Source organism: Microbacterium alkaliflavum (assembly GCF_044325405.1).
Lineage (GTDB): Bacteria > Actinomycetota > Actinomycetes > Actinomycetales > Microbacteriaceae > Microbacterium > Microbacterium alkaliflavum.
The window spans coordinates 826,296-840,080 of record NZ_JBIQWL010000002.1 but is presented as its reverse complement, the minus strand read 5'-3'; the positions used below and the strand labels follow the sequence as shown (position 1 = coordinate 840,080).

Annotated in this window: 14 protein-coding genes; 6 read left to right on the top strand and 8 right to left on the bottom strand. The window is 69.6% G+C overall.

From position 1 onward, the window contains the following. Window positions 1-103: 103 nt before the first annotated feature. A complete protein-coding gene (locus ACH3VR_RS08910; protein ID WP_396640404.1) occupies window positions 104-721 on the bottom strand; it encodes a 3'-5' exonuclease in 618 nt (205 codons plus the stop codon). A 172-nt stretch (window positions 722-893) separates the two neighbouring features. Then, window positions 894-1,964: an alcohol dehydrogenase AdhP gene (gene adhP, locus ACH3VR_RS08905; RefSeq protein ID WP_396640403.1), complete on the bottom strand. Its 1,071-nt coding sequence runs from the start codon at window positions 1,962-1,964 to the stop codon at window positions 894-896. 137 nt (window positions 1,965-2,101) lie between these two features. On the opposite strand from adhP, the gene ACH3VR_RS08900 reads away from it, so the two are divergent. From ACH3VR_RS08900 to ACH3VR_RS08885, 4 genes are all read left to right on the top strand, one after another. Then, window positions 2,102-2,857, top strand: coding sequence for a class I SAM-dependent methyltransferase (locus tag ACH3VR_RS08900; protein WP_396640402.1), 756 nt, complete (start codon window positions 2,102-2,104; stop codon window positions 2,855-2,857). A 268-nt stretch (window positions 2,858-3,125) separates the two neighbouring features. Beyond that, window positions 3,126-4,628, top strand: coding sequence for a S8 family serine peptidase (locus ACH3VR_RS08895; RefSeq protein ID WP_396640401.1), 1,503 nt, complete (start codon window positions 3,126-3,128; stop codon window positions 4,626-4,628). 126 nt (window positions 4,629-4,754) lie between these two features. Beyond that, window positions 4,755-5,828, top strand: a complete 1,074-nt coding sequence (gene ychF / locus ACH3VR_RS08890; RefSeq protein ID WP_396640400.1) for a redox-regulated ATPase YchF — start codon at window positions 4,755-4,757, stop codon at window positions 5,826-5,828. A gap of 114 nt (window positions 5,829-5,942) precedes the next feature. After that, window positions 5,943-6,227, top strand: a complete 285-nt coding sequence (locus ACH3VR_RS08885; protein ID WP_396640399.1) for a hypothetical protein — start codon at window positions 5,943-5,945, stop codon at window positions 6,225-6,227. A 7-nt stretch (window positions 6,228-6,234) separates the two neighbouring features. Here the strand turns inward: ACH3VR_RS08885 and ACH3VR_RS08880 are convergent, their stop codons facing one another. Next, a complete protein-coding gene (locus ACH3VR_RS08880) occupies window positions 6,235-6,969 on the bottom strand; it encodes a hemerythrin domain-containing protein (RefSeq protein WP_396640398.1) in 735 nt (244 codons plus the stop codon). A gap of 252 nt (window positions 6,970-7,221) precedes the next feature. Between ACH3VR_RS08880 and ACH3VR_RS08875 the strand changes: the two genes are divergently transcribed. After that, a complete protein-coding gene (locus ACH3VR_RS08875; protein WP_396640397.1) occupies window positions 7,222-7,689 on the top strand; it encodes an SRPBCC family protein in 468 nt (155 codons plus the stop codon). 18 nt (window positions 7,690-7,707) lie between these two features. Here ACH3VR_RS08875 and ACH3VR_RS08870 read toward each other — a convergent pair whose 3' ends face one another. After that, window positions 7,708-8,097, bottom strand: a complete 390-nt coding sequence (locus tag ACH3VR_RS08870) for an MmcQ/YjbR family DNA-binding protein (RefSeq protein WP_396640396.1) — start codon at window positions 8,095-8,097, stop codon at window positions 7,708-7,710. A gap of 123 nt (window positions 8,098-8,220) precedes the next feature. Here ACH3VR_RS08870 and ACH3VR_RS08865 point away from each other — a divergent pair, with 123 nt between their 5' ends. Then, on the top strand, window positions 8,221-9,876 hold the full coding sequence (locus ACH3VR_RS08865; RefSeq protein ID WP_396640395.1) for an ABC-F family ATP-binding cassette domain-containing protein: 1,656 nt from the start codon (window positions 8,221-8,223) through the stop codon (window positions 9,874-9,876). A gap of 3 nt (window positions 9,877-9,879) precedes the next feature. Here ACH3VR_RS08865 and ACH3VR_RS08860 read toward each other — a convergent pair whose 3' ends face one another. The 4 genes from ACH3VR_RS08860 to ACH3VR_RS08845 form a co-directional block, all read right to left on the bottom strand. After that, window positions 9,880-10,230 carry a LysR family transcriptional regulator gene (locus tag ACH3VR_RS08860; protein WP_396640394.1) on the bottom strand — a complete coding sequence of 117 codons (351 nt, stop codon included), beginning with the start codon at window positions 10,228-10,230 and terminating at the stop codon, window positions 9,880-9,882. 30 nt (window positions 10,231-10,260) lie between these two features. After that, the gene (locus ACH3VR_RS08855; protein ID WP_396640393.1) at window positions 10,261-10,398 is read right to left on the bottom strand and encodes a hypothetical protein; all 138 of its coding nucleotides are present in this window, start codon (window positions 10,396-10,398) and stop codon (window positions 10,261-10,263) included. Window positions 10,399-10,412: 14 nt separating this feature from the next. After that, window positions 10,413-11,123: a lysophospholipid acyltransferase family protein gene (locus tag ACH3VR_RS08850; protein ID WP_396640392.1), complete on the bottom strand. Its 711-nt coding sequence runs from the start codon at window positions 11,121-11,123 to the stop codon at window positions 10,413-10,415. A 504-nt stretch (window positions 11,124-11,627) separates the two neighbouring features. Continuing rightward, window positions 11,628-13,634, bottom strand: coding sequence for an ATP-dependent helicase (locus tag ACH3VR_RS08845; RefSeq protein ID WP_396640391.1), 2,007 nt, complete (start codon window positions 13,632-13,634; stop codon window positions 11,628-11,630). Window positions 13,635-13,785: the final 151 nt, after the last annotated feature.

Genomic DNA, 13,785 nt, shown 5'->3' with positions numbered 1-13,785 from the left:
TGGAACAACGATCCCACGGACCTCCGACATCGCCATGCGATGCCGGCGGCCCAGACTCCGACGCGCGCCCCACGCGCAGCGCGGGGCCGGCGCTAGCGCCGGGTCAGGCGACGGCGGCCACCTGATCGAACTCGAAGAGCGACGGCGCCTCGGGGACGGGGATCTGCGAGATCCGCACGCCCGCGGCCTCGGCCAGCGACGTCATGTCGTAGGCGCCTGTGCGCTGCGCGACATCGATCATGATGTGCGCGCAGGCGAGGGCGTCGGCGGAGGCGTCGTGGTGGGCGAAGTCGACGAATCCTGCGACCGCAGCGACCGACGGGAGGCGATAGGAGTCGAGGTCGTACATCTTGCGCGACACCTGCAGGCTGCACATGTAGCGGTAGGGCGGGCAGTAGTCGCCCGTGGCCTCGCACGCGCGACGGATCACCGTCATGTCGAACCCGGCGTTGTGGGCGACGAGCACGTCGGCTCCCGTGAAGGCGGCGAGATCGTCGAGCTGCTCGCTCCACCCCTTCGCGTCGACGACATCCTCTTCGTGGATGCCGTGGATGCGCGTGTTCACCTCGAAGAACCGGTCGTGTCCTGGCGGAGGCTTGATGAGCCATCCCGCCGTCGCGACCACGCGCCCGTCGCGGACGCGGGCGAGGCCCACTGAGCAGGCAGAGGCATTGCTGGAGTTCGCCGTCTCGAAGTCGATCGCGGTGAAGTCCAATGGCACGTCGCCAGCCTCGCCCGGCCTGCGGCGCGCGCGGGGCAGGCGCGCCGCGGGCCCGTGAGGTTTCGCGAGCCCACACCCCGTGAGCGAGCCCACACTCGCCGAGCGCACGGGGGATGTGGGCTCGATCGCGGAGTGTGGGCTCGCGGGCGGAGGAGGGGCCGCGCCGGGTGGATCAGTACTTCATGACGACGCGGCCGTCGATCTTGCCGTGCTCCATCCGCTCGAAGATGTCGTTGATGTCGTCGATCGTCTCGACCGACACCGTGGGGTGGATCTCGCCGCGTGCGTAGAAGTCGAGCGCCTCGATCATGTCCTGGCGCGTGCCGACGATCGAGCCGCGGATCGTGATGGCGCGCAGCACGATGTCGAAGATGTCCGCCGGGAACGCGCCCGGAGGAAGCCCGTTGAACACGACGGTCGCGCCGCGCCGCGTGACCGCGAGCGCCTGCGCGAACGCCTTCGGATGCACGGCCGTGACCAACACGCCGTGCGCCCCGCCGATCGCAGCCTGCACCGCCGCTCCCGGGTCGTCGACCGCCGCGTTCACCGTCACCTCGGCGCCATGCGACCGGGCCAGTGCGAGCTTGCTGTCGTCGACATCGACGGCGGCGACCCGCATCCCCATCGCCCGTGCGTACTGCACAGCGATGTGGCCGAGCCCTCCGATGCCCGAGATCACGACCCACTCGCCAGGGCGGACGCCGGTCATCTTGAGCCCCTTGTAGACGGTGACGCCGGCGCAGAGGATCGGCGCGACCTCGACCGGATCGGCGCCGTCGGGGATGCGGGCGGCGAAGCGCTCCTCCACGAGCATGTACTCGCCGAAGCTGCCGTCGACGGAGTAGCCGCCGTTCTGCTGCTCGGGGCACAGCGTCTCCCACCCGGTGCGGCAGTACTCGCACACGCCGCACGCCGACCACAGCCACGCGTTGCCGACCTTCTGGCCGACCTCGAGCGTCGTGACACCCGGGCCGAGCGCGACGACCTCGCCGTAGCCCTCGTGACCGGGGATCAGCTCCGCCTTGGGTGCGACGGGCCAGTCGCCGCGTGCTGCGTGGAGGTCGGTGTGGCAGACGCCGCTCGTGATCACCTTCACGAGGGCCTGGCCCGCGCCGGGCACCGGGATCGGCACCTCGGTCACGAGAAGGGGCTGATCGGATGCCGTCACGACGGCGGCGCGCATCGATCCGGCGGACACGCTGTCCGCCGCGCCGGTGGGGAGGGTTTCGGTCAGAGTCGTCATCGACATCACTTCCTCTCGGGCGAAGCTCTTCCGCCCATGCCCCAAAAGCTAGGTGGGCGGAGGTTGCACACCGTTGCATCGACCGTGGGGCGGCATCCGTCCCACTCCGCTCGGCGACCCGGGTTTAGTCTCGACGCATGGCCAGCCGCGAGGAGATGTCGACGTCGTTCGGAGCCGCCGCCGGAGCCTACGAGTCCGGCCGCCCCGACTATCCGCGAGAGGCGGTCGACTGGCTCCTCGCCCCCGTGGCGACCCCCGATCGTGCCCTGCGAGTGGCCGACGTCGGCGCCGGCACGGGGAAGCTCACCCGCACGATCGCCGAGACGGGGGCCGACGTCGTGGCGCTCGATCCCGATCCGGGCATGCTCGCCTCGCTGCGCGAGAACGTGCACGGTGTGCCCACCTTCACGGGAACAGCGGAGGGGATGCCGCTTCCCGACGCCTCCGTCGACGCCGTGCTGCTCGGTCAGGCCTGGCACTGGGTCGACGTCGTCGCCGCATCGCAGGAGGCGGGCCGCGTGCTGCGCGCCGGCGGAGTGCTGGGACTCGTGTGGAACATCCGCGACGAGTCCGAGTCGTGGATCGCCGAGCTCACCGCCGCGATGCACGGCAGCCACGCCGAGGAGATGCTCGCAAGCGACGGCCCGCAGGTCGCCGAGCCGTTCGGCGTGCTCGAGCATGAGAGCTGGCGGTGGACGCGCACGATGACGCGCGGCGCGTTCCTCGACATGGTGGCATCCCGCAGCTATGTCATCACCGCGGCGGACGCGGACCGCGCCCGCATCCTCGGCGCGGTCGAGGCGCTGTTCGACGCGCATCGCCGCGTCGAGGGCGATGTCGAGGTCGTCGACATCCCGTACCGCACGGAGGCGTTCCGCGCGATCCGCCCCTAGGCGGCCGCCGAGATTGCGCAGATTGCTCACCCGCCGAGAGGCGAGCGGTCTGTCATGACACGTCGGCGAAGTGTCGACCGGTGATTCTGCGACGCAACAGGCATCCATCTCTTGTCGTCCTGGAGGCGCGCGGCTAGCCTCGGCACTGCGTACCCGATCCCCGCAATCCGGAGTCGGTCGCGTCGCGGCGAGGACGCCGCGGCAGGAACACGGTGCAGTGTCGCGCGACCGCGCAATGCTGCGCCGGAAAAGGAACGGAGCATCATCCATGCGAACCATGAAGAGGCTGGTGGCGCCGATCGGCGCGCTGGTCGTCGCCGGGCTGTGTCTGGCGGGATCGCCCGCCATGGCGGCTCAGACGGCAGCCCCCGCTGTCGTCACCGGCGCACAGCAGACTTATCTCGTGCTCTACAACGGCAACGGCGTGTCGTCCTCGTCGCTCGCCGCTGTCAAGGCCCTCGGCGGCACCGTCGTCAACACCTTCCCGCAGATCGGCGTCGCCGTGGTTAGTTCCGACCGCGCCGACTTCGGCTCCGCACTGAAGGGACGCGACAAGAGTGTCTCCGGCGCCGCCGCCACGGCGCGCCTGGGCGTGCAGGTGCACAACGATGAGGATGCCACGGCCGCCGACCCCGCCCCCGCCGCGCTCGCGGCCGACCTGACCGGTCTGCAGTGGGACATGGACCAGATCAAGGCGCCCCAAGCGCACGCGATCAACCCCGGCAGCCCGGACGTCGTCGTGGGTGACATCGACACGGGCCTCGACTGGAGCCACCCGAACCTCGCACCGAACGTCGACTTCAGCCGCAGCGTCTCGTGCGTCGGCGGCGTGCCGAACACCGACCCCGCAGCGTGGATGGACGACAACGGCCACGGCACGCACACCGCCGGCACGATCGCCGCGGCGAGCACCGGCTCGGGCATCGTCGGCGTCGCGCCGGGCGTCAAGCTCGCGGGCATCAAGGCCGGCAACGCCGACGGGTTCTTCTTCCCCGAGGCCGTCGTCTGCTCGTTCATGTGGGCCGCCACGCACGGCATCCAGGTGACGAACAACAGCTACTTCGCCGACCCGTGGCTCTACAACTGCAAGAACGACCCGGAGCAGCGGGCCATCTGGGAGGCCGAGCGGCGCGCCATCAAGTTCGCTCAGCAGAACGGCGTCGTCGTCGTGTCCGCGGAGGGCAACGAATCGGACGACCTCGCCCACCCGACGCAGGACGTCACGAGCCCCGATGACAGCACACCGGTCACGCGGGAGATCACGAACGCGTGCGCCGTCGTGCCCGTCGAGGTGCCGGGTGTCATCGGAGTCACGGCCAACGGCTACAACATGGTGAAGTCGTACTACTCGAGCTACGGCGTGGGCGTCGCCGACGTCGTCGCGCCGGGTGGCGACCGCCGCTTCCAGATCCCGCCGGCGACCGGAAACGGACGTGTGCTCTCCACCTGGCCGGTGGCCCTGATGGACGCGACCTGCGCCGTGCCGGGACCGGAAGCGGGCTACTGCTGGGCGCAGGGCACCTCGATGGCCTCGCCGCACGCGGCGGGCGTCGCGGCGCTCATCGCGAGCACGGGTGTCACCAACGCCGCGAAGATCGCGTCGATGCTGCAGCAGCAGGCCGACCCGATCGCATGCCCGACCGACATGTCGAACTTCGTGAACTTCCCGTCCGTCAGCAATGGCGCACCGCAGGTGTGCCAGGGCGGCAAGGGGAACAACGGGTTCAACGGCGGCGGGCAGGTGAACGCGCTGACCGCGGTCGGCGGCTGATCCCGCACCCTGAATGACGAGGCGGTCCCGGAGTCCTCCACTCCGGGACCGCCTTCGTTCGTTCGAAGGTCGCGGCGAGCGGGAGCGCCGGGGCGTGGCATCCCGTCCCACGTAGGATGGATGCCCGTGGCTCTCACCATCGGAATCGTCGGGCTGCCGAACGTCGGCAAGTCCACCCTCTTCAACGCCCTGACCAAGAACCAGGTGCTCGCGGCGAACTACCCGTTCGCGACGATCGAGCCCAACATCGGGGTCGTGAACCTGCCCGACCCGCGCCTGGACACGCTCGCCGAGATCTTCCACTCCGAGCGCATCCTGCCTGCGGCCGTGTCGTTCGTCGACATCGCGGGCATCGTCCGCGGTGCGTCGGAGGGCGAGGGTCTCGGCAACAAGTTCCTCGCGAACATCCGTGAGGCGGATGCCATCGCCCAGGTCGTGCGCGGCTTCGACGACGACGACGTCGTGCACGTCGACGGCGCCGTCAACCCGCAGGGCGACATGGAGACGATCAACGCCGAGCTGCAGCTCGCCGACCTCGAGACCCTCGAGAAGGCCATCACGCGGTACGAGAAGGAGGTGCGTGGCAAGAAGCTCGACCCCGTCGTGCTCTCCACCGCCGTCGCCGCACAGGAGGCGCTGCAGCGCGGCGAACTGCTGTCGGCGTCGGGCATCGACCTCGCGCCGATCAAGGAGCTGGGCCTGCTGACCGCGAAGCCGTTCATCTTCGTCTTCAACGTCGACGAGGCGGTGCTGACGGATGCCGAGCGCAAGGCTGCTCTCGAGGCTCTCGTCGCACCCGCCAAGGCCGTCTTCCTCGACGCGAAGATCGAGTCCGAGCTGATCGATCTCGACCCTGCTGACGCCGCAGAGCTGCTCGCGTCGACGGGCCAGGACGAGTCCGGTCTCGACCAGCTCGCACGCATCGGCTTCGACACGCTCGGTCTGCAGACGTACCTGACGGCCGGTCCGAAGGAAGCTCGCGCCTGGACCATCGGCAAGGGCTGGAAGGCCCCGCAGGCGGCCGGCGTGATCCACACCGACTTCGAGAAGGGCTTCATCAAGGCCGAGGTGATCTCCTTCGACGACCTCGTCGCGACGGGTTCGGTCGTCGAAGCGCGCGCCAAGGGCAAGGCCCGCCTCGAGGGCAAGGACTACGTCATGCAGGACGGCGACGTCGTCGAGTTCCGCTTCAACGTCTGACTTGCGGGTCGAGTCCGCCACCGTCGAAGACACCGCCCGACTTCACCGACTCGATACCCGGCGTACACGCCTGAGCCATGGACGGGTGCTCGAGTCGGTGTGACACTTGCGGGCATGGGCATCGACGGAATCTGGCCTCTTCTCGACCCCGACACGCGCGACTGGCTGATCGCCAACAACGGCGACGCGGTGCCGGCTGACATCGCAGCCCAGATCGACGAGGCGGTCGAGGCATCCGGTGCCGACGACGTCTGGGCGCCCCGCGACGCAGCTGGCGGCGAGCGCCCCGCGGAGGAAGACGAGGACGACGAGGAAGAGGACGACGAAGACTTCGACGCCCGCTACCTCAGCGACGAGTCTGTCGACTGGATCGAGGAGTTCGCGAACGAGGTCGAGTGACTTCGCCTCAGACCATGGGCGGCACGATGCCGTCGGGGTAGAGCTCGCGCATCGCGCTGTCGTACCGGCGCTTGAGCAGCAGAAGGTAGAGCAGCCGAACGGGGGCTGGAACGTTTGCGTGGTACCACTCGTCACGCTCAGCCGCGGGAACGCTCGCGAGCAGCAGGCCGAGCTGCAGCGACAGGACGTCTCGCGGCCATTCCTTCCGGCGCGCGGTGAGCGTGGCGCGCGTGTGCGTCTCGAGCTCGTCCCACTCCGGCTGGGAGAGCACGGCTCCCGCGACGGGCATGATGTCGTCCTCCTCCTGCCCGAGGTGGACGAACAGGGTGTCGCGGAGCGCTTCGATGTCCGCGGCGAACGCATCGCGAAGGCCCGGATCTGCCGCAGCGACCCACGGTGCGAGCTGGGGCTCGATCCGGGTGAGCCGCGACGCAACGTCGGCGTGCTGAGCCTTCATCTGGTCCACGTGCGCAACGCACGCGGGGTCGCGGGCTGTGAGGCGATCCCACAGCAGGAGATCTTCCGTCTCGTGATGCAGGTGCAGGGCGTCGAAATAGAGCTTGGCGTACACTCCCACGGTGGCGGCGCGATCGAGGTCCGCCGGCCCGACTTCGCGGATCAGTGTCGGCAGCTGCGTGTACATCCAGCGGAAGATGCGATGCACGAGGATCAGCCCGGACGGGTCGCAGCCGGGTGACTGACCCGAGGGCGCTGCTCCCGACGACGGCAGCTTCGTGGCCATATCGATCCCCCGATCCCGCGGCCGATCGTCGACGTGGACGGGCCGCGCGGTGAACAGCCGCATGGTACACCTGGGGCACCGGTCGCCACATCGGCGAGGGCCACGGTGACACGGCGCTGTTGCCCGGTGCGACGGCGAGAGTACGCTGACGCCGTGGGGAACGGGCCTCGCCGTGGGGACGAGCTCGATCGGATCTCGACGACGGTCGGGTTGTCTCGGAGTGCGAGCGGGCGGCGATGGTCGCGTCGCATCGTGGTCGACGCGACGGTCAACCACGGGGTCGCGGCGGTCTTCCCCTACCTCGCCGATCCGACGAAATGGCATGATTTCGCGCCGGCGGTGGAGTTCCGGAGGCAGATGGATGCCGGACCTGCGTGTGTGGGAACGCGATGGATGGGGACCGACCGCATCGGTCCGTTCCGGATCCACTTCGTGGACCGGCTCGATCTCCTCGACGAGAACCGGCGCGTGGTCTGGGTGTCATCCGCGCCCTGGAACTCCCGTGTCGAATACGCGTGCACCGGCTCAGGATCGTGCACACGCGTGCACGCGGAGTACGAAGGCGAGCTCGGCGATTCATTGCGCTGGCAGGTCGGGTGGCTCCCCGTGTGGGGATGGCACTGGATCCTCGCGCGGGACTTCCTCCGACTCGATCGACTCCTCACGGCTGGAGCCCGCGCGGCCGAGCGATGGGAGCTGCAGCACGGGAGGGTCGAGTGACGGGAAGAGACGACGGGCTCAGGCGTCGAGCCCGTCGAACTCGCGCCGCAGATACTTCGGCGCCTGGGCGCGCCACGCCTCGGTGACGAGCTCGGCGAGGTGGTCGTCGTCGATGCCGGCCATGCGGAATGCGACCTTCGGCTCGCCCCACGGCGTCGTCGTGCGCAGGAAGACGCCGGGCTCCATCTCGACGAGGGCAAGGGCGTCGAGGCGGTCGGCGACCTTCACGCCGACCACGAGTTCGGCGGCGCACAGCTCGCGGATGTCTTCGGGCATGCTCGGCCAGGGGTGGCACTCCCACGCGAACAGCTTGTTGCGCACGAACCAGGCCGCGCCGCCCGTGGTCGCGCGCTCCTCGCTGCCGGGAAGCTCGGTCGCGATGGTGCGCACGTCGTCGAGGGTCGCCATGCCGTGATGGTACGCGGGGGTTCGGACGCCGGAGCCGAGCGTCAGTACTCGCCCTTGATCACGAAGTCGGAAGCGTAACGTCGGGCGATCAGGGTGCTGCCCGCTCGATGGGAGGATTGACGGATGACCGCAACCCTTGTGGCCCAGGGCCTCGCCGGCGGGTACGGCCACCGCACCCTCTTCGATGCGCTCGACCTCACCGTCGCGCCGGGCGATGTCATCGGCGTCGTGGGCGCGAACGGAGCCGGCAAGTCCACGCTCCTCCGCCTCCTCGCCGGCATCGTCGAGCCGCAGGCCGGCACGGTCTCGCTCGCGCCGGCCGACGCGTTCATCGGATGGCTGCCGCAGGAGCATGAGCGCGTCGCGGGTGAGACGGTCGCCGCCTACATCGAGCGTCGCACGGGCTGCGCGCAGGCGACGAGGGACATGGATGCCGCGGCCGCCGCCCTCGCAGACCCGGCGACCGACGGCATCGACCCCGCCGACGTCTACTCGGCGGCGCTCGAGCGGTGGCTCGCCAGCGGCGCGGCCGACCTCGACGAGCGGCTGCCTGTCGTGCTTGCCGACCTCGGCCTCGACCTCGGCGACGCGCCCGATCAAGCCCTCATGACATCCCTCTCGGGAGGACAGGCGGCGCGCGTCGGGCTCGCCGCGCTCCTGCTGAGCAGATTCGACATCGTGCTGCTCGACGAGCCCACCAACGACCTCGACCTCGACGGACTCGAGCGTCTCGAGGCGTTCGTGCGCGGCATCCGCGGGGGAGTCGTGCTGGTGTCCCACGATCGTGAGTTCCTCGCCCGCTGTGTGACGCGCGTGCTCGAACTCGACCTCGCACAGGGCTCGAACCGCGTGTTCGGCGGTGGCTACGACGCGTACCTCGAGGAACGCGCGACGCTTCGCCGGCACGCCCGAGAGAAGTACGACGAGTTCGCGGAGAAGAAGGCGGACCTCGTCGCGCGGGCTCGCGTGCAGCGCGAATGGTCGAGCCAGGGCGTGCGCAACGCGATGAAGAAGTCGCCCGACAACGACAAGATCAAGCGCAAGGCGTCGATGGAGTCGAGTGAGAAGCAGGCGCAGAAGGTGCGCCAGATGGAGAGCCGCATCGCGCGGCTCGAGGAGGTCGAGGAGCCGCGCAAGGAGTGGCAGCTCCAGTTCACGATCGGTTCGGCGCCGCGGTCGAGCACGGTGGTCTCGACGCTGAGCTCCGCGGTCTTCCGCCAGGGCTCGTTCGCGCTGGGTCCCGTGTCGCTGCAGGTCAATGCGGGAGAGCGCATCGGCATCACGGGCCCGAACGGCGCAGGCAAGTCGACCCTGCTGCGTGGGCTGCTGGGCCGCCAGGCTCCGTCCGAGGGAACGGCTGGACTCGGCACCAGCGTGCAGATCGGCGAGATCGACCAGGCGCGCGCTCTCCTCGCCGGTTCCGAGCCGCTCGCAGCGGCGTTCGAGTCGCTCGTGCCCGAGATGTCGTCGGGTGAGGTGCGCACGCTGCTCGCGAAGTTCGGGCTCAAGGCCGATCACGTCAGCCGGCCGGTGGATCGGCTGTCGCCGGGGGAGCGCACGCGCGCCGGCCTGGCACTCCTGCAGGCGCGAGGCGTCAACGTGCTCGTCCTCGACGAGCCGACCAACCACCTCGACCTCCCGGCGATCGAGCAGCTCGAACAGGCCCTCGAGTCGTACGACGGCACGCTGCTGCTGGTGACCCACGACCGTCGCATGCTCGCGACGGTGCAGACCGACCGGCGCTGGCGCGTCGAGGCGGGTCAGGTCACAGAGCTGTAGGCGCTACCGCCCCTGGCGCTTCTTGTACGGTTTCGGCTGCCCCTTGACGATGGGCGCCCGCCCCTTGCCTTTCGACGCCTTGGCCTTGCCGCCCGCTTTCACGACCGGCTTCGGCTCCGCGGTCGGCTCGGCGGCGATCCGCTCCCGCGCCTCGTCGAGCAGCAGCCTGCCCGCAGGCGTGAGCGTCCGGTTCGTCTTCTCGCCGGCGATGAGCGGATGACCGACCTCCTCCTCGAGCTTCTCGACGGTCGAGTAGAGCGAGGGGAGTGGGATGCCGAGGGCATCGGCTGCGCGCGGAAAGTGGAGGTCGTTGTCGACGAGCACGACGAACCGCTGGAGGAGGGCGATCTTCACGGCGGGGCCTTTCGTTGCGACGCGCTGCAGTCAGGCATCCAGGATCGCACGTGCCCGATGTCCTGCCAGCTCCGGCACGTCGACGGGGATCGTCCCGGCCACTCGATCGGGCGCGATCGCCGGATCGGCCGAGGCGAATTCGGGGGCGCCGCCGTATCGGTCGTCCATCGACGCCTGGAGGCTCAGTCGCGCGATGTCGCGTTGTGGCTGCCGGAGCGCTCCTGTCCGCTCAGGCGTGCGATGGCGACCATCATGCGCTCGGTGATCTCGCGACGGGCCTTGCCGTCCGGCACGTCCTGCAGATCGGTCAGGTCGAGCGGCTCGCCGAAGTGCACCTCGAGGCGCGGCCTTCCTGGCAGGAGGTGGCTCAGGGGCTTGGCGGTGCCGGTCCCGATCAGCCCGACGGGCACGACCGCGGCGCCGGTGTCGCGCGCCATCCATGCCGCGCCGCCGTGACCCTCGTGCAGCATCCCGTCGCGTGAGCGGGTCCCCTCCGGGAACACGGCGAACACGCTGCCGGCCCGCAGGATGCTGCTGCCTGCGTCGAGCGCGGCTCTCGCATCGCGACCGGTCGCGCGGTAGACCGGGACACCGCCGATCGATGTGAAGAACCAGCGCTTGCAGCGGCCGAGCATCCCGGAGCCCGTGAAATACGACGACTTGATGAGGAACTGCACCGGGCGTGCCGCGGATGTCGGGATGATGACCGTGTCCAGCGACGCGAGATGGTTGCTCGCCAGCAGCACCGGCCCACCCGCAGGCACGTTGCCTCGACCGACGATGCGCGGACGGTACAACAGCCAGAACAGCGGCCGCAGCACCACCCGCCCGAGGAAGTAGATGGCGCCCGGCCGCGGTACCGGGCCGGGGCTCGGCAGAGCGGGCGCTGTCACCTCGCCACCCTATCTGTCGTCTTAGAGAGCGATGTGATTGCCGGCCGCATCGTTGTCAAAGCTCCGATAGATGACTAGATTCGCCTTGTTCCTGACGGAAGGACAGTTTCATGAGCACCCGCGATCGCTGAAATACCAAAGCGAGCCCCCGCCCGACACGTTCGCGCGGGGGCTTCGTCGTGGAAGCGATCCGGTGCCGCTGCAGGATCCACCCCGGGTCGTTGTCGAGTCGGACGTGAGCATCTCTCTTGACAGTGCCGGTCATCCGGCGCATTGTCGCCTCAGGAGGTAGAGCGATGACGCAGTCTCCCGAGCAAAGCGGTGATCGCGCCCCGGCATCACGTCTCGTCATCGTCGAGCGCGAAGGCAACGATGACAGACCCGATCCGCCGCCTGCCCTGCGCCGGTGGGACTCGCCGACGCACAAGACGCGACCCGCAGAACGCCACGAATAGCCCGCGTCCTCCCGCGCGGTCGCTCGACCCGATGTCTCGCCGAGGCAGATCAGGCGAATAGCTCGTCGAACTCATCCATGCGCACGCGCCGCGTTGCCACGGCCCGCTCGATCGCAGGCTCGGGCGTGACGGCGGCGGTGCTGACAGACTCCATGAGAGCGCGTGCGGACTCGGTCAGGAACCTGCTGGGCTTCGCGGCGACGTGCTTGGCCATGAACGCGGTGGGATGCGTGGGCAGCTGCGAGGGCACGTACACGTCGAGGGTGTCGCGTGCGCGGGTGAGCGCGACGTAGAAGAGGCGCTCCTCCTCGGCGAGGCCTACGCGCGAGCTGAGAGCCATGTCCGAGGGCATCGCCCCGTCGTTCGCGCGAAGGAGGTGCACCGCGTCCCATTCCAGGCCCTTCGCGGAGTGGATCGTGGACAGGGTCAGCCTGTCCTCATCGAGATGCGGCTGCTTCGCCCAGTCGCCGGCGACGTTCACCGGGTCGATCGCCTGCTCGCTCACGAACATGCGGAGATCGCTTTGCTGAGCGGCGGCCTGTGCGATGCCGTCGACTTCCGTCACCCGACGGTGCCAATCCGGATAGTGCGCGCGCAGCAGCGGATCGACCGCGCCGCGGCACGTCTCGACCAACTCCGGGATGGCCGTCGTGGAGTCGACGGCGCCGAGCAGCGACAGTGTCGACGCGAGCCCGGTGCGCGCCTTCGCCGGTGCCGCCGCGACCGCGTCGGCCGCGCGATCGACGCCCCCGTCGGCGAGGATCCCGGCGAGTCCGCGTGCACTCGCCTTCCCGATCGCGCGGTGCCGTGTGAGCAGGCGGTACCAGGACACCTCGTCCGCCGGATTGAGCACCACGCGGAAGGTCGCCAGCAGGTCGCGCACATGCGACGTCTCCAGGTACCCGATCCCGCCGAACTTGTGGAATGGGATCGCCCGCACCTTCAGCTCGACCTCGAGCTGCGCGCTGTGGGATCCGGTGCGCATCAGCACAGCCTGCGAACGCAGCGGGGTGCCGTCGACGTGCGCGGCGAGGATGCGGTCCGCGATCGTGCGGGCCTCGTCGTCGGCGTTGCGGCACGTGACCAGCGTCGGTCGGACGCCCGGCTGCGGACGGTCGGCGACGAGCCGCAGCCTCAGTTCGCCCGGGCGCACCTGGTTCGCGAGGTCGAGGATCGGCTGCGTGGAACGGAAGTTGCGTTCGAGGCGTACGAGCGTGGCGTCGGGGTACGCCTCGATGAGCTCGAGCAGGTGCCCCGCGCTCGCCCCCCGGAATGCGTAGATCGCCTGCGCGTCGTCGCCGACGACCGTGAGCCCGCGACCGTCGGGACTGAGCCCGCGCACGATGTCGACTTGAAGCTGATTGACGTCTTGGTATTCGTCGACGAGCACCCAGTCCCAGCGCGCCCGCAGCCGTGCTCCGACGTCGGGATCAGCGACCAGCGCCCGCCAGGCGATGAGCAGATCGTCCAGGTCGAGCAGGCCACGCTCGCGCTTGCGGTCGCGGTAATGGCGCAAGAGGCCCGCGATCGCATCGACATGCTCGAGCGCCCAGGGAAACTGCTCTTCGATGACGGCGCGGGCCGGGGTCTGGGTGTTGATCGCGCGGGAGGCGATGTCGGCGATGGTCCGTGTCGTGGGCAGCCGCACCTCGGTGCCGTCGAGCCCGTGCTCCGCACGCAGCAGGTCGATCAGGTCGATGACGTCGTCGGGGTCGATGACCGTCACGTCTTCCAGCCCCAGATGCTGTGCATGCTCGGCGATGATGCGATGCGCGACAGCATGGAACGTGCCGCCGGCGATGCGCTGCGCGGCCTGGGCATCGCCGCACATCACCGCGGCGCGGGAGAGCATCGCGGATGCCACACGCCGGGTGAACGTCAGCAGCAGGATCCGTTCAGGCACGACCCCCGCCTCGAGCAGCCGCGCAACCCGTGCGGTGAGCACGCGCGTCTTCCCAGTGCCGGCCCCCGCCGCGACCACAAGCGGCCCCTCGCCGTGCTCGACGGCCTCAAGCTGTGCCGGATCCAGCCCGGCGAGCGCATCGCTTACTGCCACTCGGACGACGGTAACGAGACCCCCGGACATTCAGTCATCACGGCGAGCCGGCGGAGATGCCGAAGCGGCTCCATGTCACCTGGATGGGGGTCGCTGGTGCCGAGGCTCGAATGTCTGCAGAACGGCCGGAAGCGGCATCCTTCACCCGAAC

Excerpts from the sequence above, each read along its gene's own strand:
- ACH3VR_RS08855 (WP_396640393.1), bottom strand. The coding sequence starts at position 10,398 with ATGGACGACCGATACGGCGGCGCCCCCGAATTCGCCTCGGCCGATCCG.
- ACH3VR_RS08885 (WP_396640399.1), top strand. The coding sequence starts at position 5,943 with ATGGGCATCGACGGAATCTGGCCTCTTCTCGACCCCGACACGCGCGAC.
- ACH3VR_RS08900 (WP_396640402.1), top strand. The coding sequence starts at position 2,102 with ATGGCCAGCCGCGAGGAGATGTCGACGTCGTTCGGAGCCGCCGCCGGA.
- ACH3VR_RS08865 (WP_396640395.1), top strand. The coding sequence starts at position 8,221 with ATGACCGCAACCCTTGTGGCCCAGGGCCTCGCCGGCGGGTACGGCCAC.
- ACH3VR_RS08880 (WP_396640398.1), bottom strand. The coding sequence starts at position 6,969 with ATGGCCACGAAGCTGCCGTCGTCGGGAGCAGCGCCCTCGGGTCAGTCA.
- adhP (WP_396640403.1), bottom strand. The coding sequence starts at position 1,964 with ATGACGACTCTGACCGAAACCCTCCCCACCGGCGCGGCGGACAGCGTG.
- ACH3VR_RS08870 (WP_396640396.1), bottom strand. The coding sequence starts at position 8,097 with ATGGCGACCCTCGACGACGTGCGCACCATCGCGACCGAGCTTCCCGGC.
- ACH3VR_RS08895 (WP_396640401.1), top strand. The coding sequence starts at position 3,126 with ATGCGAACCATGAAGAGGCTGGTGGCGCCGATCGGCGCGCTGGTCGTC.